This is a genomic window from Agrobacterium sp. LEGMi-208b (assembly GCF_059511785.1).
This window is the reverse complement of record NZ_CM183446.1, coordinates 889,451-916,182: the sequence shown is the minus strand read 5'-3', so window position 1 is coordinate 916,182 and position 26,732 is coordinate 889,451. Positions and strand designations below refer to the sequence as shown.

Sequence of the window (26,732 nt, the reverse complement as noted above, 5' to 3'; positions counted from 1 at the left end):
CAGTTATGGTCAAGCTTTGTCTAGCGTGCCTCCTCCACCGATCGGTTTTCGCAGTTGCGGGCCGACCCATGAAAGGTTGAAGAATGACCCTTGCCGTTACCGCACCCGCAAGCAGCAGAAGCGCCATGGCGCTGGCCGCCGTCTGTCTCTCCGCCCTGATGTTCGGACTGGAAATTTCCAGCGTTCCGGCGATCCTGCCAACACTCGAACAGGTGCTGCACGCGGATTTCCGGCAACTCCAGTGGATCATGAATGCCTATACGATCGGCGTGACGATGGTGCTGATGGCGACGGGCGCATTGGCCGATCGCTTCGGCCGTAAACGTGTCTTCATCGCCAGCATCGTCGCTTTCGCGCTTTCCTCTCTGGCCTGCGGAATGACGGAAAACGTCTCCGTGCTGATCGGCGCCCGTTTCCTTCAGGGATTGAGCGGCGGGGCGATGCTGGTGTGTCAGATTGCCATCCTGTCGCATCAGTTCCGCACGGCCCGCGAACGCGGCATGGCGTTCGGCTGGTGGGGCATCGTCTCGGGCGTGGGGCTGGGTTTCGGCCCGATCATCGGCGGCGCCATCGTTGCGCTGTGGAGCTGGGAATGGGTGTTCCTCGTTCACGTCGCGCTTGGCGCGGGAACATGGCTGCTTGCCGCGGGCGGTGTCGGAGAATCGCGCGATCCGGAAGCGGCGCGTCTCGATCTTGCCGGCATGGTCACCCTTTCCATTGCCGTTTTTTGCCTTGCCTTTTTCATCACGCAGGGACCCGCGCTCGGTTTTGTGAGCCCGGCGGCACTCCTGATCCTCGGCGTTGCGGCTGCGAGCTTCATTGCCTTCGTGATTGCTGAAAAGCTTAGTTCCAGACCGATGTTCGACTTCTCCGTGTTCCGCATCCGGCCTTTTTCCGGGGCGATCATCGGTTCGGCGGCGATGAACATCAGCTTCTGGCCTTTCATGATCTATCTGCCGATCTGGTTTCAGGCGGGCCTCGGTTATGACAGCGTCACCGCCGGTCTCGGCCTGCTTGCCTATACGCTGCCGGCGCTGGTGATGCCGCCGCTGGCGGAGCGCCTGTCCTTGCGCTATCAGCCGCGCCTCGTCATTCCGGCCGGGCTGTTCACCATCGGCCTCGGTTTCATGCTGATGAAATTGGGAAGTGGCATCGAAAATGCGAGCTGGCTCACCATGCTGCCCGGCTGCATCCTTGCGGGCATCGGGCTCGGGCTGACCAATACGCCCGTCACCAACACCACCACCGGTTCGGTTTCCCCTGCCCGTTCCGGCATGGCCTCCGGCATCGACATGAGTGCGCGCATGATTTCGCTCGCCATCAACATCCCGATCATGGGCTTTATTCTGGTCGAGGGCGTCCGGGCTTCGCTTCGGGCAAACCTGCCATCAGGTGCGGATATGCATGCGTTGCAGTCGCTCGCGGAAAAGATCGCGGCGGGAACTGCCGGCGCCTCGACGCAGGGTGTTTCGGAGGCGCTCGTCCATCGGGCGCTTGCAGACGGGTTCGGTCTGGTCATGCTCTATGCCGGCATCAGTGTCTGGCTACTGGCCGCCATCAGCTTCATGATCTTCGGCCCGGCGCGGAAGCTTGCCAAGGGTTAGGGTGCGGACCTCCTCCGTCACTTGGCGATGGTCTTCTGGTTGATCCCGTAGCCGCATCCCTTGATGCGGACGATAAGGATGCCCCATTAAAGCTGGGCTCAAACATCTCGCATCATGCTTTCGTCAGTTGACGCCCGCCCGAAGCAGGACGCCGACGGCCGAGCGCTCGTCATCTTTCCGCAAATCGTCCTTTGGCCCTTGGCGATGATGTCGAAATAACCATGCGCCCCTGGCGGTGGCGAGGAGGGCAGGGTGCGAGCCTACCAGGCATCTTCGTAGATTCTTTCGGCATCCGCCAGCGACACCGTCCGTGGGTTGTTGACGAGGAGCCGGGTCTGCTTCATCGCACTTTCCGCCAGCAGGGGAAGCGCGTTCCGGGGAATTCCCACTTCTCGCAGCCGGACGGGCAGGTTGAGACGCTCGGGCATCAGCGTCAGTCCTTCGATGAAACCGGAAAGTCGGCCGGCTTGATCGGCAGGCTCAAGATGCGGAAAGAGGTACGGTGCCAGTTCCGCATAGGCATCGCCGCATGCCGTCGCGTTGAAGCGCAAGACATGCGGCAGGACCAGGCTGTTGGAAAGGCCGTGCGGAACGTGATACCGGCCGCCGATGGGATAGGCGAGCGCATGAACGGCGGCGACGGGGGAATTGGCGAAGGCTTGGCCCGCCAGCATGGCGCCGAGCAGCATCGCCTGTCTCGCGGCAAGATCAGTTCCGTTACCGACGGCAGTTGCGATATTTGCCCCGAGAAGCCGCAGAGCTTCCTTTGCAAGGGCACGGGAAACCGGATTGTTGTTTGGGCTTACAGACGTGAAGGCCTCGATGGCATGAACCATCGCGTCAATTCCCGTTGCCGCGGTGACCGCCGGAGGAAGGCCGATTGTCAGCCTTGCGTCCAGCAAGGCTGCATCCGGTAACAGGACCGGCGATACGACGCCCTTTTTCTGGTCTGCTCCGGTCGTAACGATCGAAATGGGCGTGACTTCCGATCCCGTCCCGGCCGTTGTCGGCACGAGCACCAGCGGCAGACGCTCTCCCGTCACCTTGCCGACGCCGTAGATATTCTCGAGCGCTTCGCCGCTTCTGGCGAGAAGCGCGACAAGTTTTGCGACATCGAGCGACGAGCCGCCACCGATGCCCAGCACGCCGGTTGCGCCGAACCCGTTCGCCTGCGCCACGGCGGCGTGGATGGTCGCTTCCGGCGGATCGGCAACAACGCCTGCGAAGATTGATGTTTCAGAGCCGGCTTCCACCAGGCCGTCGAGGGCCGGCTGAACAAGCCCCGCCTTGACGACACCGTCGTCCGAAACCACCAGGACACGCGGCCCGAGCAGGGTGCGAAGCTCTGAAATCCTCGAGATGCTGCCCGGTCCCGCAATGATTCGCGGGACGGTTGCGAAGGTGAATGTGGACATTCTGCCGCCTTTCACTGATGCCATTTGACGAGAGGCTGATAGTGATGCGGCTGGTGCATGACGACAAGGTCTTTTCGCCACGAGCCTTTTTCAAGGGGATTTTCAGGCGCTTTCGTTCGCCGCGCTTTCGGGAAAGCGTTTGCCCAGGTTGAAAAAAGACAACTTCATATGGCTGCGTTTATCTTCCCCCTCAAGGGTGGAGAACGGCACTTTGAAACCGAACATGGCGTCCGGCTCGGCAGAGCGCTCCCGCCAGAAAGCATCGATGTCCGAAACCATCATTTTTTGCCGTCGGGCGCGACGGTAGCGGATGGGGTGTCTGGAGTGGGCGACAGCGAAGTAGCGACCCGCACCCTCGCAGGTGAGACCTTGCAGAACCATCAGCGCAGCCTCCTTGGGGCGAAGTCCCGAGAGATCGCGCGTCACCGACACCATTTGCTCTTTCGCGGCGCGCGGCCCCTGCATGCCGCCAACGACAATCGTGTGGTGACGCGCGTCGCGTTCTTCCAGAAACGTAAACGTTGCCGTCCACAGAACGGTGTTGTCATGGTTGCGCATGAGTCTGACGGAAAAGGCGCCCTCATGCCGGCCACCGCAACAGTCCGCCAATGCCAGGGTGCATCGATATTCATCGTTCCGGCCGCGAACGGTGCCCATATCAATGGTTTTTCCCGCCCACAGTCCAGCCATGACACTCCCGGGGAAATGCTGGTCCGCAATTGCGAAATTGCTCACGAGAAGATCCAGCCGTCTCTTCCGGGAAACTTGATTGACAAGGAATTTCGACAGGGGTTTTTGCAGAAGGTCGTCATGCGGCAGCGGTAATTTTCGCTCGGCTGAAAAATCCGCCAGAAACTGCCACCATCCAAAGGTGACCAGTGGATTGGCCGCAAAACGCAGCCAGAAAAGGACTGACCGCTTCCAATAGGCGCGCCAGGCAAAGGTCATGATCCTCCAGAACAACAAAAAAGGGAGTGTTTTCGAAACTGTCTGGGCCACATCATTCGTGACCGGGAGTTTCTTTGCCAGAATGGCAGCATCTCGAATGGGCGACATAATTTGGGCTTCCGGCAGAACATGAGCGTTCAGCCGGGGCATGCGCCGGAATTGTCGAGATTTCGTCGAGAAACAGCCCGTCCTTTATGAAGACCGCTGTGTTGCTTCAGCGGAAAGACAAGCAGTCGCCCCGAAATTTTCAGGATGCTTCCCTGAAGAGAACCGTCACGATGGTTCCGCCGTCCGGTCGCGCCTTTATCTGTAGATCGCTGTCATGCGCCCGTGCGATTGCGCGGGCAATCGACAGGCCGAGCCCCGTGCCACCGGTTTTGCGCGCGCGCGACGGTTCCATCCGCCAGAAGAGTTCGATACCGTGCGCCTCGACGCCATGGGGAAAGCCCGGCCCTTTATCCTCGATGGTGATGAAGGGGCGCCCATCCTGAAGCCCGGTCGAACAGCGCAGAAACCTGCCACTTGCCGCATAGCGGCGCACATTGTCCATCAGGATCAGCAGAAGCTGCCGAAGGCGCTGGCGGTCGCCGCAAACGGGAGCGGGCTCCAGCGACATATCGAGATCAATCCCGGCCTCATCCATCAAAGGGCGTGTCGCTTCAGCCACCGCCGCGCATTCGGCGGCAAGATCCAGCGGCTGGGTGTCTTTTACGAGGCTGTTGGTTTCCGCCAGGGAAAGTGTTCGCAAATCGTCGACGAGACGCGCCAGCCCCTCCACATGGACGATGAGGTGGCGAATGGCTTCCTTGTCGAGGGGAAAGACGTCATCCGCAATGCCGTGCAAACGGCCCTGCAGGATCGTGAGCGGGGTGCGCAGCTCATGGGCCACTGCCATGGTGTTGAACTTCAGCCGGCGCTCCATCATCTGCAGTTCCCGTGTCAACGTGTCGAAACTGTCCACCAGAAACGCGATTTCGACAATGCGGTTCGCCTTGACCTTCTCGCCGTCGCTGAAATCACCCGTCGCCATGCGCCGGGCCGCATCGGCAAGCGCCCCCAGGGGCGCGGCAATGCGCCGGGAAATGAAATAGCCAAGCAGGCTGCAGAAAAAGGCGCTGGCCATTCCGAAGACGAATATCGATGCGATAAGCTCGTTGTCTCCCGCATTCTGCAAGCCCGGCACAACTTCGAGGAGAGCCTGAAGCTGCCGCTGGTCCGGCATCACGCCCCGGTCTATATCCGAAAAAGCCTTCGCGGCATCGGGCGAGAGCGAGGCGATGGCGCGCTGCTGAATGTTCTCTGAATACCAGGAGACGCCGTAATAGACCATCGCGACTGCAGAGAGCAGCATCGCCGTGATGGTGATCGCCGTCATCGTGCTGAGGCTCAACCGCCATGGCTTCATGGTTTTTGCTCCCCGGCCAGCCGATACCCGACGCTGCGCACCGAGACCAGATAACCGCAGGCGCCGTGGTCCGCCAGTTTCTTGCGCAGATTGGCGATGTGCGTGTCGATGGTGCGTGCCAGCGCATCGCTTTCCGGCAGGCAGGCGTCGAGAATGTCGGCGCGCTGAAAGGCGTGGGTGGGACGCCGCGTCATATGGGCGAGTATCCTGAATTCGCTCAGCGTCAGGGGCAGAACGGTTCGCCCCCCATCGCCGCAGACGGCCGCGACATAAGCTTCGGTGTCCACTTCGATGGCCCCAAAGCGCAAGATACCACCAGCAGCCGGCTGTCGCGTGCGTTTCAGCACGGCATGCACCCTTGCGATCAATTCATGGGGGTTGAAGGGTTTGACGATGTAATCGTCAGCACCAAGGCGAAGGCCGGTCAGCTTGTCCATATCCTCCGCAAGGGAGGTGACCATGATGACAGGCGTATCCCGTTCCCGCCGGATGCGGTTCAACACCTCGATACCATCGAACTTCGGCAGGCGAATATCGAGGAGAACCAGATCCGGCCTCAATATGGCGAAATGGGTCAGCGCTATTTCTCCGTCGCTGGCCCTGACGGTTCTGTATCCTTCGCGAATGAGATAGGCGTCCAGAATCTGAATAATATCGGGGTCGTCTTCGACGATCAGAATAAGCCCTTTGTCCATACGAAACCCGTAAATTTAGATATCCAAGCCGTGGTAATGCGGGGACGCTAAGCGGATGCGAAAGATCGGGCAAGAGCCTCTTTCCCCGAATGGAGACTATCGGCACCGCTTTCCTTGCAGTCTTGTCTCTTTCTCCGCAAAGCCTTGACATTTCTGCGGAAGAGAACTGGCCATGCACCAGTCTCTCACCAGTAAAACCCACCGGAAAAAGCGGAATTGGACCGAGAGGCCGAAATTTCGCGCAAGCGCCATCCTTGTCGCCTGTCAGGCATCTGCGCGTGCTTCCGGCGGTCCCTTCCTGCTGGCTGTTCTGGCCGCTCTTGCGATGATGATTGTCTTTACGATCAGGTCGGATATCGATCTTGGAGTAAGCCGGCATTTCTGGAGGGATGGCTTCCGTCTCGGCGAGGACGAATTCCTGATTGCCGCCCGTGATCTGAACCGCAAGCTTCCGCCGGTTTTATTGTCCGTGCTTGTGTGCATGCTTTTCGCCATGCCGTTTTCAGGCAGCCTGCCACGGTTTTTTCCCCCGCACAGATTGCTGCTCATTATCGTCTTTTTTGCTCTGGGACCGGGCGCTGCCGTTCATATTCTGAAAAACCTGTTCGGCAGGGCAAGGCCGCGCCAGCTTGCAGAGTTCGGGGGAGACCTGTTTTTTACACCGGTTCTTTCCATTGATGGCGGCTGCATCCGAAATTGCTCTTTCCCTTCCGGTGAAAGCGCGTCCGCGGTCGCCCTTCTGGCTTTTATCCTCCTCCTGCCGGAGAGGTTTCGCCTGATCGGCACTGCCATACTGGTGCCGTTTATCGTGCTTGTCTCCCTGAACAGGGTGGCAATGGGCGCTCACTTCCTCTCCGATGTGCTGATTGCATGGCCTTTGATGTTTGCGGTGTTTCTTCTGCTCCACAGGCCGTTCATGAACAATCGGCAGGCGATCGACGCCGCCTTCTCGCGCAAGGTCGGCGGCACGCGGCCCGCCGCAGAAACCCGATCCTTTGCCGAACAATAAGGCCCGCAGCAGGTCCATCGACCAATACCAAAAGGGCAGCGGAAACCGCTGCCCTCTCTGTTTCTTAGGGCTGGCTGCAGAGGCCTTATTTCACCTGCGCGACAATCAGCTTGCCGTCGGCGCGTTCGGCGACGAATTCGATATTCGCGCCTTCCTTGAGCTTGGCGAGGAGGGCCTCGTCCTTGATGCGGAACACCATGGTCATGCCTGGCATGTCGAGGTTTTTCAGCTCCTCATGGGTAATGGTGACCTTCTTGGCGGCGGCATCCACCTTCTTCACCGTGCCCTTGGTGAATTCCTGGGCGAAGGCGCCGAAGGGTGCGGTGAGCAAAAGTGCCGCTGCGAGGGTGATGTTAACGATGGTTTTCATGATCAGAGTCCTTGTTGCTGGATTACTTTGCAGAAACTTTGAGATCGCCGCGCATGCCGGCCTCGTAATGTCCCGGTTTCAGGCAGGCGAATTCGAACATGCCGTCATTGGTGAATTTCCAGATGATTTCGCCGCTTTCGCCCGGCGCGAGGCTGATGGCGTTCGGATTGTCGTGCTCCATCTCCGGAGCCTTCTCCATGGCGGCCTTGTGCTCCAGATTGGCCTTCTGTTCGTCGAGAATGAATTCATGGTCCAGTTCGCCGGCATTCTTCACGGCAAAACGCACGGTCTTGCCCTTCTTGAATTCGAACTTGGCGGGGGTGAAGATCATCTTGCCATCAGGCGTTTCCTTCATCGTCACCTGAATGGTCTGGGTCACCTTGGCCTTGTCGCCGGGTTCACCGATCGCCATCGCTTCATGGCCGCCGCCGTGGGTGCCCGATGCAAGGGCCGGCGTGGCAATAGCTGGCGCTGCGAGGGCGGCAACGAGCAGTGCAAGTTTCAGTCTGGTCATGTCATTGTTCCTTGGTTCTAATGGGGTTGAGTTCTGGTGGGGGTTGGTTCGTATTCAGCCGTGTTTCATCGGTTGCGGCGTGATCTGCGTTTTGGGGTCGGTGTTTTTCTGCGTATCCGGCAATGCGCCGGTCCATTCCCAGGCCTGGGTGCCGGGCGGGTTTTCGTACCAGCCGGGATCTGAGTAATCGCCCGCGGAGATACCTTCGCGAACCTTCACCACGGAGAACATGCCGCCCATTTCAATCGGGCCGTGCGGACCCCAACCCGTCATCATGGGAACGGTGTTTTCAGGGATTTCCATTTCCATCGCGCCCATGTCGGCCATGCCGGCGGTGCCCATCGGCATATAGTCCGGCCGGACCTTGCGGATCTTTTCGGCGACGGTTTTTTTGTCGACGCCGATGAAGGTGGGCACGTCATGTCCCATGGCATTCATCGTATGGTGCGACTTGTGGCAATGGATCGCCCAGTCGCCGACATATTTGGCGTCGAATTCATAGGCCCGCATGGCGCCGACGGGGATATCGATGCTGACCTCCGGCCAGCGTGCTTCCGGCCGCACCCAGCCGCCATCCGTGCAGGTCACCTCGAAATCGTAACCGTGCATGTGGATCGGGTGGTTGGTCATGGTCAGGTTGCCGACGCGCACGCGCACCCGGTCATCCTTGGAAACCACCAGCGGATCGATGCCCGGAAACACCCGGCTGTTCCATGCCCACAGATTAAAATCCGTCATCGTCATGATTTTGGGGACGTAGGCGCCGGGATTGATATCGAAGGCGTTGAGCAGGAACACGAAATCGCGGTCCACGGGCATGAAGGCCGGGTCTTTCGGATGGATGACGAAAAAGCCCATCATGCCCATCGCCATCTGCACCATCTCGTCCGAATGCGGATGGTACATGAAGGTGCCTGATTTCACGAGGTCGAACTCATAAACGAAGGTCTTGCCGACGGGGATATGCGGCTGCGACAGACCGCCGACGCCGTCCATGCCTGACGGCAGGATCATGCCGTGCCAGTGGATCGTCGTATGTTCCGGCAGCTTGTTGGTGACGAAAATACGCACCCGGTCGCCCTCGACGGCCTCGATGGTCGGGCCGGGAGACTGGCCGTTATAACCCCACAGGCGGGCGGTCATGCCTTCCGCCATTTCGCGCTCCACCGGCTCGGCGACAAGGTGGAATTCCTTGACGCCGTTGTTCATCCGGAAGGGCAGGGTCCAGCCGTTGAGGGTGACGACGGGATTATAATCGGGGCCGGTGGTGGGCTTCACCGGCGCCTGCGTCGCCGCCGTTTCCATCACCGCCGCTTCGGGCAGGCTGCTATTGGAGGTTTTCGCCCAGGCCGCCGAGGAAACCATCGCGGCGCTGACGCCCAGAAGTTGTCTTCTATTGAACATGGTCTTTTCCTTTCTCAATGTCCGCCACCGCCGCCGCCGGAAGCGGCGGCAACCTCGGTCTCTCCGCCAGCCGCGCCCGCGCCGCCGCCATAAATGGCGGGGGCGAGACCGGCTTCGGCGAGCCAGAAGTCGCGTTTGGCATCGATGGCGAGCAGGTTCGAATTGACCTTCTCGCGGCTGTCGGCCAACAGCTCGAAAGTGTTAGTGAGCATGCCGTTATAGGTCAGGAGCGACTCTTCCTCGATCTTCGTGCGAAGCGGCACCACGCTGTTGCGGTAATGCCGGGCGATATCGTAGTTCGAGCGATAGGCCTGATAGGCCGAGCGAGCCTCCGAGCGGACATCGACCGCCTTTTCCGCCAGGAGATTGGCGGCGCGCATATAAGCGAGTTCGGATTCCCGCATGCGGGCCTGACCGGAATCGAAGATCGGAATGACGAATTCCAGTTCCGCGCGGCCGGTGGTCTGTTTCTTGATGCCGTCTTCATCCCTTTCGCGCTCGGTCTCGAAACCGGAACGGAGGCCGAGATCGGTGACGTATCGAGTGGCTTCGGTGAGCTTGAAGGACCGTGCGGTTGCCTCCAGATCGAGCTTGGCCATCTGCAGATCGACGCGGCGTTGCAGGGCTTCGGCCTCGATCATATCGCGTTTGGCCAGCGCCTTGGGAAGCGACGGCAGGCGATTGGGGGTGCTGTATTCTATATCCGCTCCCCAAAGTCCCATCAGCCGCGTCAGTTCCTCCTTGGCAAGGCGAGCTTCCAGCCGCGCCTTGGCGATCTGGCCGGTCAGTTCGGCATAAAAGACCTGCTCGCGGGCCTGACCTTCTTTGTTGAGCGAGCCCGACTCGCCAAGCTTCTTGGCGAGTTCCGAGGCGGCGTCCGCCGCGGTCTGCGCCTGCGCCAGCTGGCCGACATTTTCGAAGGCTGCAACAGCATTGATCCATGCACGGCGGGTATCCGCCGCCAGTTGCAGCGTGTTCAGCGCAGCACCAAGCTGCGCCTTGCGGAAACCGGTATCGGCAATTTCGACATTCTTTTTGAGGGTGGCGAGCGCGAGAATATTGGTGGCGATGACACCCTCAATCGTTTTGTAGGCCCTGAGACCCGGCGTGCCGATCCCCGTCAGCCCAATGCCGACCGTTGGGTTGACCAGCATGGTCGATTGCCATGCGGTTGCAGCGGATTCACCGAGATCGGCATAGGCCGCCTGCAGGCCCTTGTTGTTCAGAAGCGCCACCTGCACCGCCGTCTCGACATCAAGGGTCTTGCTGGCCGCCATCAGCGACTTGACGCGGGCCTGTGTTGCCTGCGCTTCGGCCCGGTTCTGCACCCAGACTGTCTGCTTTCCGGTCGCCTCTGATGTCTTTGCCGAGACATTGTTGAAACCGGCATCGCGGGAGGTATATTGCGCGGCTGTGACACAGCCGCTGAGAAAAACCGGCAGGGATAGGACCGCTGCCAGTTTTACTCCGAGTTTGAATGCCCGTCGTGTCATGATGCGTCTCCTTTCGGAGCCTGCGCATCGTTCTGGTCACGCCAGGGTTTGGGATCGACGGGCATGCGGGCGGTATAACCCGAGACCGGGGTCTGGTAGCGGGGAGGGGCGACGCCAAGCGTCGGGTTTGCCGCGTCGTCATAGGAGGCGGCGTCATTCATCATGGATGTGGCTGTGCAGCCGCCCAGAAGCAGGGGCGCCGCAACCACAATATGGATTGGGTTCATGGGTGTTTTCCGAACAGGAGATGCAACGGCGCGGCGGCGCTAAAGTCGCTCACGCACGGTCATTGCCCAAGGCGGGCTCTGCCTGTTCAGATATTAGGCGGACGGTGCAGCAGCGGGCTCTGGCCCGGCACCTTGCTGTCATCGAGGAAGGCACGGATGCTGCGGACGACAGGCGTGCCAATGGTGTCGTGGCCGATCAGAAGTGCCATGCCGAGACAGAAATCGCCACAACATTGCGGCTTCGCGGGCTTTTTGGCGCCGCTGTCATTGTCGGCCATGTCGTGGTTGTCGTGATTGTCTGATATCATGGCCGAACCGCCATGATCCATCATCTTGCCATGATCCATCATGGCGGATTGATCGTGCCGCATTCCCCCGGTGTCGGGACCATGCATTGCGGCATTGACGGTGGAAACGCTGTATCCCGCCAGTGATAGGATCATCACCAGTCTGAACAGCAGGGCCAGCAATTTCGATGCTCGCAACGTTTCACGCATGTTCTTTAGAAAAGCCGCAGTCCTGTGATTTGTCAATGGATATACTTCATAACCATTGATGAAAATCTTGTCGTGAGGCCGAATGTCGCTTCCGTCTCATACGAAATCGATGAAGGCTTCATCGAGAATGAGCAGCTTGCGGGCCTGCATGCGGGCATATTCCTCGTAAAAACCCTGCGATATCCACAATGCGGAGCGACCGCGCCGTCCGCTCCAGCCAATGCCGCCGATCAGTTCGGCTGCCGCAAGCTTGCGACCGACATGGATACGCGACAGGGAGAGGGATGTGGCCAGTTGGGTCACGGTTTCCACGTCGGTCAGACGTCTGCCCTGTTCGGGCGGTCTCTCCCAGTCGATGCCGGCGATAAGGCGGTCCATCAGCAGTCCGCCCGCATCGAACCAGTTGAAGATGATGGAAAGCGGGCCGGGGCAGCGTACCTCCGGATGGGATAGAAACGCCTGTGATACGCGGGGGTGGATATGTGGAAGCATGGCCTCCGACCGCTTGATGAAACGTGATGCCCTGAAGCCCTCGTCGAGCAGGTCCAGCGCCTGAAAATGCACGTCATACCATTGCGCCAGCATGGCGAGAGCCGGCGGTGAAGGAACGACGCCGGCGGCTTGCTCTTCGGTGGCATCTGCCGGCTGTGTCAGCCCGCGTTTCAGCGCTTCTTTGAAGAAGGCATAAGCCACACCATGGCTGGCGAGCCCATGCCGGAGCGCCAGATGGCCGAAATCTTCACGTGTCAGGGCGGCCTCTCCCTCTGCGGTTTCACAGGCGCCGCATTTCTGAAAATAGAGCGCCAGAAGCGCGTGGCAAAGAAGCCGGTTCTGGCGCGTCGCAAAAAGCGCGGTCATTCCGGGCGAGCCTTCGTAGAGGGTGATGAAACTTCCCGCCAGCAGGCGCAACGCGGCTGCGAATGGTTCCTTCTGCAGCATCGCCTCTATCTCGCAGGGTGCTGGCCCACGGCGATCGGCTGTCGCGGCCGGCAACTGGGAAATCGCAAAGTCGAAAAAATTGGTCATGGCCGCGCTCCGGACTGGGATGGTCTACGGGCCTTACAGGAGCTGAAATGGCGCGTCTTCTCATTGCGCGCAGAGGTAAAATTTTAAGCCGGCGGCATATCCGCAGCGCGGGCGTCACCGGGCGTCATGCCATAGGTGCCGGCGAATACCCTGTAGAAAGTGGCAAGGCTGTCGAAGCCGCAGCCATAGGCGACCTGGGTGACCGGCAAGGCGGGGAACGCCAGCAGCAATCGCCTCGCTTCCTCGATCCGCATGGAGGAGAGCGTGCGGGAAAACGACAGTTCCGCACCCTCGAAAACCACATGCAATTGCCGAAGCGAAATGCCCAGTTCCCTCGCGACGGCGGCAGGGGTAAGATTCTGCCGGGATTTTTTCCGCATCATGATGTCCTGTGCCGCATAACAGAGCCCGGTCCTGAGCGCAGCACGCACCTCGGGCATGGCGGGCGAAAGCCGCCCGCGCGCCGTCATGGCAAGCCGGGCAATATGCGTGATATCGCGCGCGGGATCGATGAGCCTGCCGGGGTCGGCGTTCAGCGCGTTGAAAAGGGCCCGGAAGGGCAGGGAGAAACTATTGTTTTCCGCATAACGCGTCGCAAACAGGTCATCGGTGGGCTGACCGAGCATGACCTCGTAATCCACGGGGATTTTCAGCATCTTATAGTGAAAATCCGCCTCGTTTCCCGGTATCGCGTCATAGGGCAAGTCGGAATAGTTGATGGTGATATCGCCGCCGCCGACGGCGTGCACCTGATCCCGGCCGGCATGCAGAAATCCCGAACCCCTGACCTGCAGGCCGATGCAGAGGCTGTCGCCGGCAATGCGGGCAATATCGGCTTCGGTGCGGTTGACCCGGTAGGAAGAAGCCCGCATCTCGGTTACCACGGCGCCGGCAACGGCATGCGCCTGAAACGAACCCCTGAAGCTGCGGCGGAGATCCCGCGCAAGCTCGATCGTCACGCCAAACAGGCTCTTGCCGCGCACTTCGCGCCATTGGTCGAAGCGGTGTTCGGGCAGAAAATCGTCGGTTGCGAAGCGGACTATGGTGTTCGTGGCTTGATCCTCCCCGACGATCCCGGCGGCCTATTTTTCCGATGCGCGAAATCGAAGATGAACGAGCGGATAGGGTCGCCCCTGTCCATCCAGATCGGAGCGTCCCGTCGGTTCGAACCCCAGACGGCGATAAAAACCCATGGCCTCGGCGTTCTGTTCGTTGACGTCAGTGGTCAATGCGGGGTGGAGCGCAAGCGCCCTCTGGACCAGAGCCTTGCCGATGCCTTTGCCGCGATGGTCCGGATGGATGAAAAGTGCCTCCATATGCCCTTCGTGCAGAAACATGAAGCCGAGGGACTGATCCGAAGCATCGACCGCCAGCGTCAGCGGCGCCTGCGGCAGGAAAGCTTTGACTTCCTCCCCGATCGCGGCGCGATCCGCCGGCAGAAGGAAGTCATGGGTGGCGTCGACTGCTCTGCTCCATATGTCGAGGATGCGGGAAGCGTCGCGGCTCTCGGAGGGACGAAATGTGATCATGCCCCACCCTTAGCAAGTGCGGAGTTTTCTCGCCATGGGTCGGCCCGATCTTTTCCGTAAGCACGTGCGTATTCAATGAGTTTCGGCATTGAAACCCGGCGATGCCGATCCTCGCCTATGCAGCCATTTTTCCTTCCGAAAAATTTTTCTCGAAAAAAGTGCTTGCAAAAAGCGGCTCGAAAAAAATAGATAAAAAGAACTTCTATCTATTTATTTTGAGGGAAAGATCGACGAATGGACCAGATCGCCACGCAAATCGACAGAAATCCAGCGCCTGTTCCGGGTTTCCGGCACAGTTCGTCGCTTGAAGAAGCCAAAATTATCTATAATTTGCCATTTAACGATCTCCTATTCCGTGCCCAGCAGGTGCATCGCTGTCATTTCGATCCCAATGCCATCCAGATGAGCCGGCTTTTATCCATCAAGACCGGCGGCTGCCCCGAGGATTGCGGTTACTGCAGCCAGTCCGCCCGCAACCCCACCGGCCTCAAGGCCTCCAAACTGATGGAAGTGGAGCGCGTGCTGGCTGAGGCGCGCAAGGCGAAGGAAGGCGGGGCGACGCGTTATTGCATGGGTGCGGCCTGGCGTAGTCCCAAGGAGCGCGACATGGAGGCGGTGGTGGCCATGGTCGAGGGCGTGAAGGCGCTCGGCATGGAAACCTGCATGACGCTCGGCATGCTGACGCCGGAGCAATCCGAACGGCTGGCCGATGCCGGTCTCGATTACTACAACCACAACGTCGACACTTCCGAGCGGTTTTATTCTGAGATCATCACCACCCGCACCTTCGAGGACCGGCTGGAAACGCTTGCCAATGTCCGCGATGCCGGCATCAAGGTCTGCGCCGGCGGCATTCTCGGCATGGGGGAAACGGTGGAAGACCGGATCTCGATGCTGGTGACGCTCGCCAATCTGCCGGTGCCGCCGGAAAGCGTGCCAATCAACATGCTGATCCCGATCCCCGGCTCGAAGCTTGCCAAGGCCGATCCCGTCGATCCGATCGATTTCGTCCGCACCATCGCGCTGGCGCGCATCCTGATGCCGCGTTCGCATGTGCGGCTTTCGGCCGGGCGGACCGAGATGAGTGACGAGACACAGGCGCTCTGTTTCCTGGCCGGCGCCAACTCCATCTTCATCGGCGAGACGCTGCTGACGGCGGATAATCCGGGTGAGGACCACGATACGGCGCTTTTCCGCCGTCTGGGCCTGAAGCCGATGGAATTGCAGCCTGCGGAAGCGGGAGGGTGCCGGTGAATCTGGCGGCGCTCTCTCCCTATGAGGCGAAGCTTGCCGGCCTGGAGCGTAAATCGCGGCTGCGCGCGCTCGCTCCCCAGGAGGGCATCGATTTCACCTCCAATGACTATCTGGGGCTTGCCGCTTCACCCCGGCTGAAGGCGGCAATTGCCGACGCCATCGGCAGGGGTGTGCCGGCAGGGGCCGGCGGCTCGCGGCTGTTGCGCGGCAACCATCCCGAACATGAGGCGCTGGAAGCGGAAGCGGCGGCGCTTTTCGGGGCGGAAAAAGCGATCTATTTCGGCAGTGGTTTTGCCGCCAATGTCGCGCTTTTCTCCACATTGCCGCTGCGGGAAGACCTCGTTCTTCACGACACCCTGATCCATGCCAGCGTGCATGACGGTATTGCAGCCGGCAAGGCGAAGGCGATTGCCGTGCCGCATAATCAGGTCGAGGCATTCGAACGGGAAATAGTCCGCTGGCGGCAGGAGGGTGGCCGTGGTCGTCCGTGGATCGCCGTCGAAAGCCTTTATTCCATGGATGGGGACCGTGCGCCGCTCTCTGCCCTGGCTGATCTTGCCGAGAAACACGAAGGCTTCCTTGTCGTCGACGAGGCGCATGCCACCGGCGTGTTCGGCCCTGGCGGGCGCGGTCTCGCCGCCGAACTGGAAGGCCGGGGCAATGTGGTGGCATTGCATACCTGCGGCAAGGCGCTTGGTCTTTCCGGTGCGCTTTTGAGCCTGCCGGCGGTTCTCGCCGATTATCTCGTCAACCGCGCCCACGGTTTCATCTATTCGACCGCACCTTCGCCGCTGATGGCGGCGGCGGTTCGGGAGGCCCTGCGCATCATCGTCGATGAGCCCTGGCGACGCCTGCGGCTGGCGGAGCTGGTAAACTTTGCCGGCGAAGAACTTCGCTCCCGGTTCGGCGTTGCGCCCAGCGGCTCGCAGATACTGCCGGTGATGATCGGGGAGAATGCCCGTTCGCTTCGTATCGCCGCGCATCTGCGGAAGGGCGGTTTCGACGTGCGGGCGATCCGCCCGCCGACGGTGCCGGAAGGCACGGCGCGCCTGCGCATCGCCATCACGCTCAATGTGGATGAGAGCCAGATCGCCGCTATGATTGGGCTGCTTGCCCTTTCGCTGGAGGAGGAGCGGAGATGAGCCTTCGTTTCGTCATCTCCGGCACAGATACGGGCATCGGCAAGACGGTTTTTTCCGCAGCGCTGACCCACGCCCTGCGGGCTTATTACTGGAAGCCGGTGCAATCCGGGCTGGAGGAAGAAACAGACAGCGAGACGGTGGAACGGCTGGGTGGCGCGCCGCGGGCGCGTATCCTGCCGGAGGCCTATCGCCTGAAAATGCCGGCCTCACCGCACCTCTCCGCCCGCCTCGAAAATGTAACGATCGACCCAGCGCTTCTGCTGCCGCCGCAAACGGGCGGACCGCTGGTGATAGAGGGAGCAGGCGGGCTTCTGGTGCCGCTGACGGACACGGTGCTCTTCGCCGATATCTTCGCCCGCTGGCAAATTCCGCTTGTCCTCTGCGCAAGGACCTCGCTCGGCACCATCAACCACACGCTGCTCTCGCTCGAGGCGTTGCGGCAGCGCGCCATTCCGGTGCAGGGCGTGGTCTTCATCGGCGACGAGAACCGGGAAAACGAGCGCGTCATCGCCAATATCGGCGCCGTTCGCCCACTCGGCCGTCTGCCACGCCTGCCGGAGATGACATCAGAGGCGTTGCATCGGGCATTTGCGCGACACTTCAATCTTGCTGATTTTCTGGAGGCGCCGGCATGAGCCGTTCCCCTGTCTGGCATCCCTTCACCCAGCATGGGCTGGAACCGCCGATGAAACGCGTCGTATCAGCGGAAGGCGCATTTCTCATCGACGAGGACGGCAATCGCCTGTTCGACGGCATTTCATCCTGGTGGGTCATCACCCACGGGCACCGGCATCCGGCGATCATGTCGGCCATCCGCGCAGCGACCGAGTCCTTCGACCAGGTCATTTTCGCCGAGTTCTCCCATGAGCCCGCCGAAACGCTGGCAAGCGGGCTGATCGAGTTTGCGCCCACCGGGCTAAGCCACGTGTTCTATTCCGATAGCGGCTCGACGGCGGTTGAGGTGGCGCTGAAAATGGCGCTCGGTTACTTCCACAATCGCGGGCAAAAGCGCGACCGTATCGCGGTGATGGAGCATGGCTATCACGGCGATACCATCGGCACCATGTCGACCGGTGAGCGCGGTGTGTTCAATGCCGCTTATGAACCGCTGCTTTTCGGCGTCGACCGGCTGGCCTTTCCAGAAGCGGGCGGCGAGCAGCACACGCTGGACATGTTCGAGAGCTTCTGCCGTTCAGGCCGTGTCGCTGCCCTGCTGATCGAGCCGCTGGTGCTCGGTGCCGGCGGCATGAAGATATACGGCGCGGATGTTCTGGCCGGGCTGAAACGGATCGCCGAACGCCATGGCTGCCTCGTCATTGCTGACGAGGTGATGACGGGCTGGGGCAGAACCGGAACCCTGTTCGCCTGCGAACAGACAGGCATGTCGCCGGATATTCTCTGCACTTCCAAGGGCCTGACCGGCGGCTCGCTGCCGCTCGCAGCAACGCTGTGCAGCGGGGAAATCTTCGACGCGCATTTTTCGACGGATCGCCGCAGGACCTTTTTCCATTCCAGTTCCTATACGGCCAATCCGATTGCCTGTGCCGCCGCCGTCGCCAATCTTCAGGTCTGGCGGGATGAGCCGGTGCGCGCGCGCATTGGGCATTTGCAACAGATGCTGCGCGACAATCTCAGGCGATTTGCCGATGACCGGCGGTTCACCGGCATCCGGCAAATGGGGACGATCGTGGCGCTCGACCTCGTGGTGCCGGCCGGTGGCTATCTCGCCGAGGCGGGACCGCGCATGCGGCAATTGTTCCGCGAGCGCGGGTTCGTCATCCGCCCGCTCGGCAATGTGCTTTACCTGATGCCGCCCTATTGTTCGACGGCGGAAGATCTGGGCAGAGCCTTTGACGCCATCGATGAGGTGGCCGGGATTGTCACCGAAACCGCATCGCTAAAATCGCATGCGGTCGGCATCGCGTAAAAACGGGGCGCTGCCATGTTCAACCTGTTCCAGAACCGTCTCCGAAAGTCCTGACAATGCAGACCCGTTCTTCCCGCATGGCCGGTTTCGGTCATGCCGTCCCGTCACGATGTGTTGACAATGCCGAGATAGAGGCCAGTCTCGGATTGGAAACCGGCTGGATCGAGCGGCGAACCGGCATCCGCGCGCGTTATTGGGCGCAAGAGGGCGATACGTTGAGCGGCCTTGCCGCAAGAGCCGGCCGCATGGCGCTGGAAGATGCGGAAATCAAGGCTGACGACATTGCGTTGACGTTGCTTGCGACCTCCACGCCGGATCACCTTTTGCCGCCCTCGGGGCCGCTGCTCGCGCATGGGCTGGGCCTCGCCCGATCCGGCGCGATCGATCTCGCCGGGGCCTGTTCCGGTTTTCTTTACGCGCTCACCCTTGCGGATGGCTTTGTCCGCACGCACGGTCGCGCCGTCCTCGTCGTTGCCGCCAATATATTGAGCCGCCGTATCAATCCGGCGGAAAGGGCAAGCGCGGTCCTGTTTGCCGATGCCGCCGGCGCCGTCGTACTCAAGCCCTCAAAAGAGGGGTACCGTGGGCTTTTGTCGGCCGATCTCGTTGCGGATGGCGGCGATTACGATCTGATCCAGATAGCGGCGGGGGGCAGCAGCCAGCCTTTCTCCACCGGTATGCCTGCCGAAGATGCGTTGATGACGATGCGCGGTGGCCGCGAGGTCTTCTCCCGTGCCGTAACGCTGATGACCGAGACCTCGCAAAGGGTGCTGCACGAAGCCGGAATGACGGCCGCCGATATCGACCGTTTTGTACCCCATCAGGCCAATGCCCGCATGTTCGACGCCGTCTGCGGCAATCTCGGCATGAACAGGCAGAAGACGGTTCGCACCATAGAAGCCTTCGGCAATTCCTCCGCCGCAACCATCCCGCTTTCGCTCTCGGTCACCAATGCCGAACGGCCGTTTGCGGAAGGCGAAACCCTGCTTTTGACGGCGGCTGGTGCCGGTATGACAGGAGGAGCGGTCGTTTATCGCGCGTGAACTGCCGGGCATGGGTCACGATGCCCGTTTGGCTTAGAATCCATTTTCCGCGAGAAACGCCCTGCTGGCCGCCAGATCAGCCAGAATACTGCCGGCATTGCGTGGATCGCGCTCCTGTTCGATGGTGATATAGCCGCCATAGCCTAGTTCCGTCAGAAGGCCGCGGATGGCTGGATAGTTGATCGAGCCGCGACCGATCGGGCACATGACGCCCTTGGCGCAGGCATCGAAGAAGCGGATGTGCTCCGCCATAACCTCTTCAAAAACCTTGGCGTCGATATCCTTGAAATGAATGTAGTCGACGCGGCCCCAATATCTGCGAAGCGTGGCAACGGGGTCCATTCCGGAATAGGCCATGTGGCCGGTATCGAGGCACAGGCCCGCCAGATCGGCGGGAATGTCCTCAACGATCTGCTGCAACTCGTCGGCGAATTCAATGTAGCCGCCGGCGTGGGGATGGATGGTGGCGCGCACGCCATATTTGTCGCGAGCGAGGGTGGCAATGGCGCGGATGTTCTCCACCATGCCGTTCCAGGCGCCTTTGTCGAGGCGTGGCGCGCGGGCGGAATGTCCGGCGCCGAAATCACGTTCGTCATGACCCCAGTCCATCACCGTCAGATAAGGCGCGGCAAAGCGCTGGCCGGCATGGGTTTCCGGTTTCGGCAGGTGGGTGATCAGCGCGCAGATATCGTCGGTCTGGCGCATCAGCTTGTCGCGGTTTCCCGGCGAGACCAGATCGTCGAAGATCGTGCCCGCGACGATCTTCAGACCGCGCTCGTCCAGCGCCTGGGAAACGCGGCTGAGATCAAGTGGCAGATAGCCATAGGGACCAAGTTCCAGACCGCCGAAGCCGGCGGCCTTTGCCTCGTCCAGCACCCTTTCCCAATCGGGCAGATGCGGATTTTTCACGTCGTCGACCCCCCAGCAGCAGGGAGCGGTGGTGATGGTGATCGGGTTGGTCATGGCATCCTCGTGGCGCAATCGACGCCGGGCCGCCTTCTGCGGCCCGGAGCGGGTCTCAGCGGCTGATGGTGGCTTGCAGGGCGTCGATGGAGGACTGGATGCCGGCGTCGGTGGACATGGTGAAATCTTCCATTTCCAGGCTCACCCAATCATTGTAACCGACCATGCGCACCACGGAGAAGAATTCCTTCCACCACTGCAGGTCGCGGCCGGCGCCCACTGCCACATAGTTCCAGCTGCGGTTCGCGACGTCAGTCACCTCTTTCAACTCCAACAGGCCGTTCACATCCGCCAGCCCGCGTTCAATGCGGGTGTCCTTGCCGTGGCAATGGTGGATCGCGCCGCCGAGTGCACGGGCAGAGGCGATGGGATCGGCCCCCATCCACATCAGGTGCGACGGGTCGAGATTCATGCCGACCGTCGGCCCGACCTCATTGCGCAGGCGAAACAGGGTCTCCGGGTTCCAGACGAGCATGGCCGAGAAATTCTCGAGCGCATATTTTTCAACGCCCGCTTCCTTGGCGAGCTTCACGAGCCCATGCCAGAGCGGGAAGGCGCGGTCTTCCCATTGGTAACGGTCACGTTCCGGCATCTCGTTCGGCCAGCTCTTGGTGTAGACGAGCCAGTTCGGCACGGTGTCGCCCGGTGCTGCTTCCGGCAGGCCGGACATGGTGACGATCTTCGTTACGCCGATTTCGCCCGCCAGCCGGACGGTGTCCTGCATTTCCTTCAGGTGGCGTTTGCCCATGTCGCCCGGATCGAGCGGGTTGGCGGAGCAATTCAGCGCGGCGATTTCGAGGCCGCGGGCGTCGATTTCCTTGAGCCTGGATTTGAGCAGCCCCTTGTCCGCCAGAAGTTCGTCGGCCCGGAAATGCGGACCGCTGGACCAGCCGCCGCCGGTCATTTCGATGCCCTCGACGCCGAGCGCGACGCATTTGTCGAGCATATCGGTGAACGGCAGGTTTGCCATGACATCAGTACAAATCGCGAGTTTCATCGTATCGTCTTTCCAAAAAGGGTATGGGGACGCGCGTGAGGAAGAGGAGGACGGGAGAGTGGTCCGGCGCGCCCCCAATCTGGTTATGCGAAGTCGACCCAGGCGGCGCCGGCATCGGCTGAGCGCACGCAGTTTTCCAGCCAGCGAACACCTTCGGTGCCGGCCGTGATGCCGGGATAGTGGTGGGTTGTCAGAAAGGCCTTGTCACCGCGATTTGCCGCGTCGATTGCCTGGGCGATCCATAGATAGATGTTCGACCAGCTGTCGCCGAGACCTTCTGTATGCAGCGCGCCCATGCGGTCGATGGCGAGGCTTTCCTGTTCCAGATAGGGCATGCCGTGGTGCAGGATGCGGCCGGGTTCGCCCTGAACCTCGTAGATCAGCTGGTCTGGATGGGAATCGGACCATTCGAGCGAAGCCTTGGAGCCGACGAAACGGTAACGCTGCGATCCCATATTGCCGGCATTGACGGAGGAGACCCAGAGGCGACCGCGTGCGCCATTGTCGTAATGCATCAGAACGGTGGCGTGGTCCTCCAGCGGCGCGCGCGTGGGGATGAAAGCCTTGCGGTCGCAGAGCAGGCGTTCCACCTTCATATGTGGCAGCACGACTTCCGAGAGATAATAAAGATGCGTGCCGATATCGCCCAGCACGAAGGTCGGGCCGGCGGTGCGGGGATTGGTGCGCCATTTAACGGCCTCGCCCGCGCCGACATCGTCACCGGCATTAAAGCCGTGGGTATATTGCAGGTCGACGATGCGGATGTCGCCCAGCATTCCTTTTTTGACCATGGCCGCCATCTGGTGGACGAGCGGGTGCCCGGTAAAACCATAGGTAACGCCGACGATCAGCCCCTTCTGTTCGGCCAGCCGCGCCACCTCGTCGCATTCCGCCACGGTGAAGAATAACGGCTTTTCGCAGATCACATGCAGCCCGGCCTCAAGGCAGGCCTTGGTGATTTCATAGTGGGTGAAATTGGGGGTGGCGATGGAGACGACGTCCACGCCGTCTTCGCGCGCCGTTTCGCCGGCAATCAGCGCCTTGTAATCCGCATAGCAGCGTTCCGCCGCGACGCCGAGATTGACGCCGAAGTCACGGCCTCTTTCGGCATCGAGGTCGAAGGCGCCGGCGACGAGCTGGTAATTGCCGTCGCGCAGGGCGCCCGTGCGGTGCTTGTAACCCACCTGTCCCGTGCGTCCGCCGCCCACCATGGCCCAACGCAGCGGGCGTGAAATCAGTCTTTCTCCGTTGATCATGTCAGTCGTCTTTCCATTTGATGTTGCCAATGGCCGTGGCCGGAAGCGGGGGCCGCCTCAGTTTCAGCGCCGGTTTGCCGCGTTATTTCTTGAAGTAGAGGTCGATATAGTCCTGCATCTTGGCGCGCATGAATCGGCTCGATTCATCCGCCCTGTCCTCCCAGGCGAAAACGCAGGAGGTCATGATGCCGTCGAAGCCGATTTCGGAAAGCGTGCTGAAGAAGTCGTCCCATGGAACTTCGCCCTGGCCGATATTGAGATGCTGGTGCACCCGCGCCTGCGTACCGGGCGGGTTGAGGATATAGCGAAGCCCGGAGCTGGCCTTGTGGTTGAAGGTATCGCCCACATGCACATGCGCCAGCACGTCCTTCGCTTCACGCAGCATCGCCTTGGTGTCGTCGCCGAAATAGAAGGTATGCGGCGCGCAATAGAGGAATTTGACATTCTTCGAATTGACGGTGCGGATGATATCCAGCGCCGGCTGCAGTGTTTCGCACCAGTCTTCCGGGTGCGGCTCGACATGCAGGTTGATGTTTTCGCGTTCGAAGATCGGTACCAGCTCTTCCATGGAGCGCCACCAGGCATCCTCGCAGGCCTCGATCATCGAGCCGGTATGGCAGCAATAACATGATCCCTTGTCGGGATGCGGTCCGCGGCCGAATTCGGAGTTCATTGTGTCGACCTCGAGTTCGATGGCGATCTCGATGGCGCGCTTCCAGTGTTTTACCGCCGCCTGCCGCTCGGTCTCGTCATTGGAGGCCCAGCGATACATCGGCAACAGTGAGGCGATGCCGACATCGGCCTCCTTCAGCGCCTTTTTGAAGGACCGGATGCGCTCGGGAAAGACGCGGGGCGCCTTGAACCATTCGAGGAAATCGGCGCGCGGGCTGAGTTCGATCCAGTCGAAGCCAAGCTCCTTCACCTTGGCGGGCAGCTCATCGAGGCTGGTGAAACGGTGCATGTGGGGGTCGATGGCGATTTTCATCGGTCTTGATCCTTGTCTCTGTCTTAATTCGATGGCTGCGGCGGCGGATGGCCGCCATGGCTGGCCATGTAATTCTCCACCTCTGCGCCGAGATCGGCGAGCGCCTCACCACCGGCCATCAGGTCGGTGATCTCCTCGCGGGATTTTTCGCCCTTGCGGAAATTGGCGGCGACCGCGCCGCGAATAAGCACGGCGAAATGGTCGCCGACGGCGATGGCGTGGGTGACCTGATGGGTGATGAAGATCACCGCGATGCCCCGCTTGCGCGCCTCCAGCACGATGCGCAGGACGTGCGATGCCTGTTTCACGCCCAGCGCCGCCGTCGGCTCGTCTAGGATCAGAACGCGTGCACCAAAATGCACCGCGCGGGCAATGGCGAGCGATTGCCGCTCGCCGCCGGAAAGCCCGCCGATCAGCCGGTCACCGTCATCGATGCGGGTGATGCCGAATTCCTGCACCGCCTTGACTGCGATTTCATTGGCCTTCTTGCGGTCGTAGATGCGGAAAGGCCAGAAGCCTTTGGTGGGTTCGGCGCCGATGAAGAAGGAGCGGCCGATGCTCATCAGCGGAAAGGTTCCGCCGAACTGGTGCACGGTGGAAATGCCTATGCGCTGCGCATCGCGCGGCCCGTCGAAATCGACCGGCTTGCCATCCATCAGCACTTCGCCGGAACTTGGGTGATAGACGCCGGCCAGCGTCTTGATCAGCGTGGATTTTCCAGCGCCATTGTCTCCCAGCAGGCAGAGCACTTCGCCGGCGCGCACCTTCAGCGAGATATCGTGCAGAACATCGATGGGACCGAAGGATTTGTTGACGTTTTTAAGTTCGAGAATGGGTGTGGTCATGGTCCTGCCTCACTTCTTCTTCGGTGAATAGGTGAGCGCCATGACGCGGAAGGTGTTGTTCATCAGCACCGCGAGCAGCAGCATGACGCCGATGATGAGGCTCGACCAGTTGCGGTCAAACGAAGTGAAATAGATGCCCTGATTGACGATGGCGAAGGTGATGGTGCCGAGAAAAATGCCGATTACCGAACCGAAACCGCCCGTTAGCAGCACTCCGCCCACGACGACCGCGATGATGGAGTTGAAGATGAAGGTCATGCCGGCCGAAACCTGGGCGACATTGAAGAGGATTGCCTGACAGACACCGACGAAGGAGGCGCTGACGGAGGAAAGGACGAAAAGTGTCACCGTCAGCTTGTCGGTGGGAATGCCGGCATTGCGGGCGCTCACGCGGTCGCCGCCCATGGCGAAGATCCAGTTTCCGAAGGGCGAATAATGGACGTAGAAGATATAGATCGCCGTCAGCAGCAGCCACCAGACGATGCTGACCTGAAAACTGCCGCCGATGAACTGTCCGAACAGGAATTTGGCGATCGGGCCGGATTGCGCCGGACTCAACGCCACGCTGGTCGTGCCGGTCAGCAGCACGGAAAAACCGAGGATTAGACCCTGCACGGCAAAGAGCGTGCCGAGGGTGACGATCAGTGACGGCACCACGGTCCGTATCACCAGAAAACCGTTGATCAGCCCGACAAGCACCCCAAGGCCAAGCGCACCGATGATGCCGAGCCAGATCGGCATGCCGTAATAACCGGTAATGATGGCGACAGTCAGTGCGCCGGCCGGGATCATCGCGCCGATGGAAATGTCCAGCTCGCCGGAAATCATGAGAAGGCCGACGGGAATGGCGACGATGCCGAGATTGGCAGCGACATTCAGCCAGCTTGCGGCGCCCGCCGGTTTCAGGAATTCGATGCTGCCGAAGACAACGAAGAAGACAAGAACGAAAACAAGGCCGAGAAAGGCGCCTGATTCCGGGCGGCGCAGAAGGTCGCCCAAAGAGAGATTTTTCACGTCGTTACTCCACGATAGATTCCGGGTTTTGCGTCGATGTCCCTGTCCGCTTGTCCCGAGCCCGGCTATCGGGATCGGGACAAAGCGTGGATCATTGCTCAGCGCGCACCCTTGGCGACGCCGGCAAGCGTGGCCTCGATGTTGGATTTGTCGACGATATTGGGGCCGGTCAGGACCGGTGCGGTCGGCAGATCGGTTCCGAAATCGATGGCCGAGGCCAGAAGCGTCACCGCCAGCAGCGACTGCAGATAGGGCTGCTGGTCGATTGCAAAACCCTGCGTTCCATCCTTGATGCGGTCGAGGCCGGATTGGTTGAGGTCGAATGTGCCGAGCAGGGCCGTTTCGGTTTTGCCGGCTTGCATGACGCCGATGGCGGCCGAATCCGCATCACCGGCGGAAATGGTCAGAACGCCGTCGATCTTGCCGTCCTGAAGCAGTGTCGCCTTGATTGCTTCGGCCACGGCGGTGGCGTCGCCGAAGCTGGTGGCGGGCAGCGGCAGCTGCTTGCCGGTGCCGCCGGCCTTGGTGATGCCGTCCAGGATACCCTTGCATCGAGCTTCGAGATTGGCGGCGCCCGGAACGGTGTTGACACAGATGACGTTGTTTTTGCCCTGTTTGGCGAAATATTCGCCGCCGGCCACACCCGCCAGATATTCGTCGGAGCCGACATAATTGATCGCACCGAGTTCTTTCGCCTTTTCATGGCCCCCGGCATTCATGAGAATGACCTTGATGCCGGCCTTGATGGCTTCGCGTATCGCCGGGTCTTCGCCTTCCGGTACCCAGTTCGGAATGACGAGACCATCGACCTTCTGGCTGATGGCGGTCTGGATCAGTTGCACCACATCGGGCGCAAAATTGTCGTAGGTTTGCAGGCGGAGATAATTGACCTTGCCGCCATTCGCCTCGACCACGAGGCGCGCGTCATCCAGACCCTTTTTGATGAGGTTCCAGAACGCATCGTCATTCTTGCCGCCGACAACGGCAATATTCGCAGCAAACGCGCCGGACGCCATCACCAGGGATGCGACACCCGCGATGAGAAATTTCTTGAAATATGCCATTGTTTCCTCCCTGCCCATTCTCCCGATGGGCCAAAATGACAGGATGATTTATATCTTTCATTATCATAGGAATGGAATTTATATTTCATTTAATGTTGCATTTCGT

27 protein-coding genes are annotated in these 26,732 nt (G+C 60.6%); 7 read left to right on the top strand and 20 right to left on the bottom strand.

The window, feature by feature from the left end; genetic code table 11:
• The first annotated feature begins 83 nt into the window (after positions 1 to 83).
• A complete protein-coding gene (locus AC5YUO_RS18935; protein ID WP_496156334.1) occupies positions 84 to 1,604 on the top strand; it encodes an MFS transporter in 1,521 nt (506 codons plus the stop codon).
• A 260-nt stretch (positions 1,605 to 1,864) separates the two neighbouring features.
• Here the strand turns inward: AC5YUO_RS18935 and AC5YUO_RS18930 are convergent, their stop codons facing one another.
• The 4 genes from AC5YUO_RS18930 to AC5YUO_RS18915 form a co-directional block, all read right to left on the bottom strand.
• Positions 1,865 to 3,019 carry an iron-containing alcohol dehydrogenase gene (locus tag AC5YUO_RS18930; RefSeq protein ID WP_496156333.1) on the bottom strand — a complete coding sequence of 385 codons (1,155 nt, stop codon included), beginning with the start codon at positions 3,017 to 3,019 and terminating at the stop codon, positions 1,865 to 1,867.
• Between the two features lie 102 nt (positions 3,020 to 3,121).
• Positions 3,122 to 4,075, bottom strand: a complete 954-nt coding sequence (locus tag AC5YUO_RS18925; protein WP_496156519.1) for a DUF535 family protein — start codon at positions 4,073 to 4,075, stop codon at positions 3,122 to 3,124.
• 139 nt (positions 4,076 to 4,214) lie between these two features.
• On the bottom strand, positions 4,215 to 5,372 hold the full coding sequence (locus AC5YUO_RS18920) for an ATP-binding protein (RefSeq protein WP_496156332.1): 1,158 nt from the start codon (positions 5,370 to 5,372) through the stop codon (positions 4,215 to 4,217).
• The gene (locus tag AC5YUO_RS18915; protein WP_496156331.1) at positions 5,369 to 6,067 is read right to left on the bottom strand and encodes a response regulator; all 699 of its coding nucleotides are present in this window, start codon (positions 6,065 to 6,067) and stop codon (positions 5,369 to 5,371) included. Before AC5YUO_RS18915 ends, AC5YUO_RS18920 begins: the two co-directional genes overlap by 4 nt.
• A 172-nt stretch (positions 6,068 to 6,239) precedes the next feature.
• Between AC5YUO_RS18915 and AC5YUO_RS18910 the strand changes: the two genes are divergently transcribed.
• Complete coding sequence (locus AC5YUO_RS18910) at positions 6,240 to 7,076, top strand: phosphatase PAP2 family protein (protein ID WP_496156330.1); 837 nt, start codon at positions 6,240 to 6,242, stop codon at positions 7,074 to 7,076.
• Between the two features lie 85 nt (positions 7,077 to 7,161).
• On the opposite strand, the gene AC5YUO_RS18905 is transcribed toward AC5YUO_RS18910, so the two are convergent.
• From AC5YUO_RS18905 to AC5YUO_RS18865, 9 genes are all read right to left on the bottom strand, one after another.
• A complete protein-coding gene (locus AC5YUO_RS18905; RefSeq protein WP_496156329.1) occupies positions 7,162 to 7,446 on the bottom strand; it encodes a copper-binding protein in 285 nt (94 codons plus the stop codon).
• 22 nt (positions 7,447 to 7,468) lie between these two features.
• A complete protein-coding gene (locus tag AC5YUO_RS18900) occupies positions 7,469 to 7,960 on the bottom strand; it encodes a cupredoxin domain-containing protein (protein ID WP_496156328.1) in 492 nt (163 codons plus the stop codon).
• Between the two features lie 54 nt (positions 7,961 to 8,014).
• Positions 8,015 to 9,364 (bottom strand): multicopper oxidase family protein, encoded by a 1,350-nt coding sequence (locus AC5YUO_RS18895; RefSeq protein WP_496156327.1) that lies wholly within the window; start codon positions 9,362 to 9,364, stop codon positions 8,015 to 8,017.
• Between the two features lie 14 nt (positions 9,365 to 9,378).
• Positions 9,379 to 10,857 carry a TolC family protein gene (locus tag AC5YUO_RS18890; protein ID WP_496156326.1) on the bottom strand — a complete coding sequence of 493 codons (1,479 nt, stop codon included), beginning with the start codon at positions 10,855 to 10,857 and terminating at the stop codon, positions 9,379 to 9,381.
• Positions 10,854 to 11,084 (bottom strand): hypothetical protein, encoded by a 231-nt coding sequence (locus AC5YUO_RS18885; protein WP_400813569.1) that lies wholly within the window; start codon positions 11,082 to 11,084, stop codon positions 10,854 to 10,856. Before AC5YUO_RS18885 ends, AC5YUO_RS18890 begins: the two co-directional genes overlap by 4 nt.
• Positions 11,085 to 11,170: 86 nt before the next feature.
• Positions 11,171 to 11,581: a hypothetical protein gene (locus tag AC5YUO_RS18880; protein ID WP_400814004.1), complete on the bottom strand. Its 411-nt coding sequence runs from the start codon at positions 11,579 to 11,581 to the stop codon at positions 11,171 to 11,173.
• Between the two features lie 96 nt (positions 11,582 to 11,677).
• Entirely contained in the window at positions 11,678 to 12,607 is a 930-nt protein-coding gene (locus tag AC5YUO_RS18875) for a hypothetical protein (protein ID WP_496156325.1), read from the bottom strand.
• A gap of 83 nt (positions 12,608 to 12,690) precedes the next feature.
• Positions 12,691 to 13,590: an AraC family transcriptional regulator gene (locus AC5YUO_RS18870; protein WP_496156324.1), complete on the bottom strand. Its 900-nt coding sequence runs from the start codon at positions 13,588 to 13,590 to the stop codon at positions 12,691 to 12,693.
• A gap of 99 nt (positions 13,591 to 13,689) precedes the next feature.
• The gene (locus tag AC5YUO_RS18865; RefSeq protein WP_496156323.1) at positions 13,690 to 14,136 is read right to left on the bottom strand and encodes an acetyltransferase; all 447 of its coding nucleotides are present in this window, start codon (positions 14,134 to 14,136) and stop codon (positions 13,690 to 13,692) included.
• A gap of 234 nt (positions 14,137 to 14,370) precedes the next feature.
• Here AC5YUO_RS18865 and bioB point away from each other — a divergent pair, with 234 nt between their 5' ends.
• The 5 genes from bioB to bioZ are packed head-to-tail and all read left to right on the top strand — an operon-like array spanning position 14,371 to position 19,502.
• A complete protein-coding gene (gene bioB / locus AC5YUO_RS18860) occupies positions 14,371 to 15,390 on the top strand; it encodes a biotin synthase BioB (RefSeq protein WP_496156322.1) in 1,020 nt (339 codons plus the stop codon).
• On the top strand, positions 15,387 to 16,532 hold the full coding sequence (locus AC5YUO_RS18855) for an 8-amino-7-oxononanoate synthase (RefSeq protein ID WP_496156518.1): 1,146 nt from the start codon (positions 15,387 to 15,389) through the stop codon (positions 16,530 to 16,532). The genes bioB and AC5YUO_RS18855 overlap by 4 nt, the downstream gene beginning before the upstream one ends.
• Entirely contained in the window at positions 16,529 to 17,167 is a 639-nt protein-coding gene (bioD, locus tag AC5YUO_RS18850; protein ID WP_496156321.1) for a dethiobiotin synthase, read from the top strand. Before AC5YUO_RS18855 ends, bioD begins: the two co-directional genes overlap by 4 nt.
• Positions 17,164 to 18,459, top strand: a complete 1,296-nt coding sequence (locus tag AC5YUO_RS18845) for an adenosylmethionine--8-amino-7-oxononanoate transaminase (protein WP_496156320.1) — start codon at positions 17,164 to 17,166, stop codon at positions 18,457 to 18,459. The genes bioD and AC5YUO_RS18845 overlap by 4 nt, the downstream gene beginning before the upstream one ends.
• 56 nt (positions 18,460 to 18,515) lie before the next feature.
• A complete protein-coding gene (gene bioZ / locus AC5YUO_RS18840) occupies positions 18,516 to 19,502 on the top strand; it encodes a 3-oxopimeloyl-[acyl-carrier-protein] synthase BioZ (RefSeq protein ID WP_496156319.1) in 987 nt (328 codons plus the stop codon).
• A gap of 33 nt (positions 19,503 to 19,535) precedes the next feature.
• Here bioZ and AC5YUO_RS18835 read toward each other — a convergent pair whose 3' ends face one another.
• The 7 genes from AC5YUO_RS18835 to AC5YUO_RS18805 all read right to left on the bottom strand — a co-directional run bounded on the left by AC5YUO_RS18835 (position 19,536) and on the right by AC5YUO_RS18805 (position 26,626).
• Positions 19,536 to 20,465: a sugar phosphate isomerase/epimerase family protein gene (locus AC5YUO_RS18835; protein ID WP_496156318.1), complete on the bottom strand. Its 930-nt coding sequence runs from the start codon at positions 20,463 to 20,465 to the stop codon at positions 19,536 to 19,538.
• Positions 20,466 to 20,520: 55 nt separating this feature from the next.
• Positions 20,521 to 21,462 carry a sugar phosphate isomerase/epimerase family protein gene (locus AC5YUO_RS18830; protein WP_496156317.1) on the bottom strand — a complete coding sequence of 314 codons (942 nt, stop codon included), beginning with the start codon at positions 21,460 to 21,462 and terminating at the stop codon, positions 20,521 to 20,523.
• Positions 21,463 to 21,545: 83 nt separating this feature from the next.
• A complete protein-coding gene (locus AC5YUO_RS18825; RefSeq protein WP_400813582.1) occupies positions 21,546 to 22,718 on the bottom strand; it encodes a Gfo/Idh/MocA family protein in 1,173 nt (390 codons plus the stop codon).
• A gap of 82 nt (positions 22,719 to 22,800) precedes the next feature.
• Positions 22,801 to 23,703 carry a sugar phosphate isomerase/epimerase family protein gene (locus AC5YUO_RS18820; RefSeq protein ID WP_496156316.1) on the bottom strand — a complete coding sequence of 301 codons (903 nt, stop codon included), beginning with the start codon at positions 23,701 to 23,703 and terminating at the stop codon, positions 22,801 to 22,803.
• A gap of 23 nt (positions 23,704 to 23,726) precedes the next feature.
• On the bottom strand, positions 23,727 to 24,548 hold the full coding sequence (locus AC5YUO_RS18815) for an ATP-binding cassette domain-containing protein (RefSeq protein ID WP_496156315.1): 822 nt from the start codon (positions 24,546 to 24,548) through the stop codon (positions 23,727 to 23,729).
• 9 nt (positions 24,549 to 24,557) lie between these two features.
• Positions 24,558 to 25,562 (bottom strand): ABC transporter permease, encoded by a 1,005-nt coding sequence (locus AC5YUO_RS18810; protein WP_065117313.1) that lies wholly within the window; start codon positions 25,560 to 25,562, stop codon positions 24,558 to 24,560.
• Positions 25,563 to 25,660: 98 nt separating this feature from the next.
• Positions 25,661 to 26,626 (bottom strand): substrate-binding domain-containing protein, encoded by a 966-nt coding sequence (locus AC5YUO_RS18805; RefSeq protein ID WP_496156314.1) that lies wholly within the window; start codon positions 26,624 to 26,626, stop codon positions 25,661 to 25,663.
• Between the last annotated feature and the right edge of the window lie 106 nt (positions 26,627 to 26,732).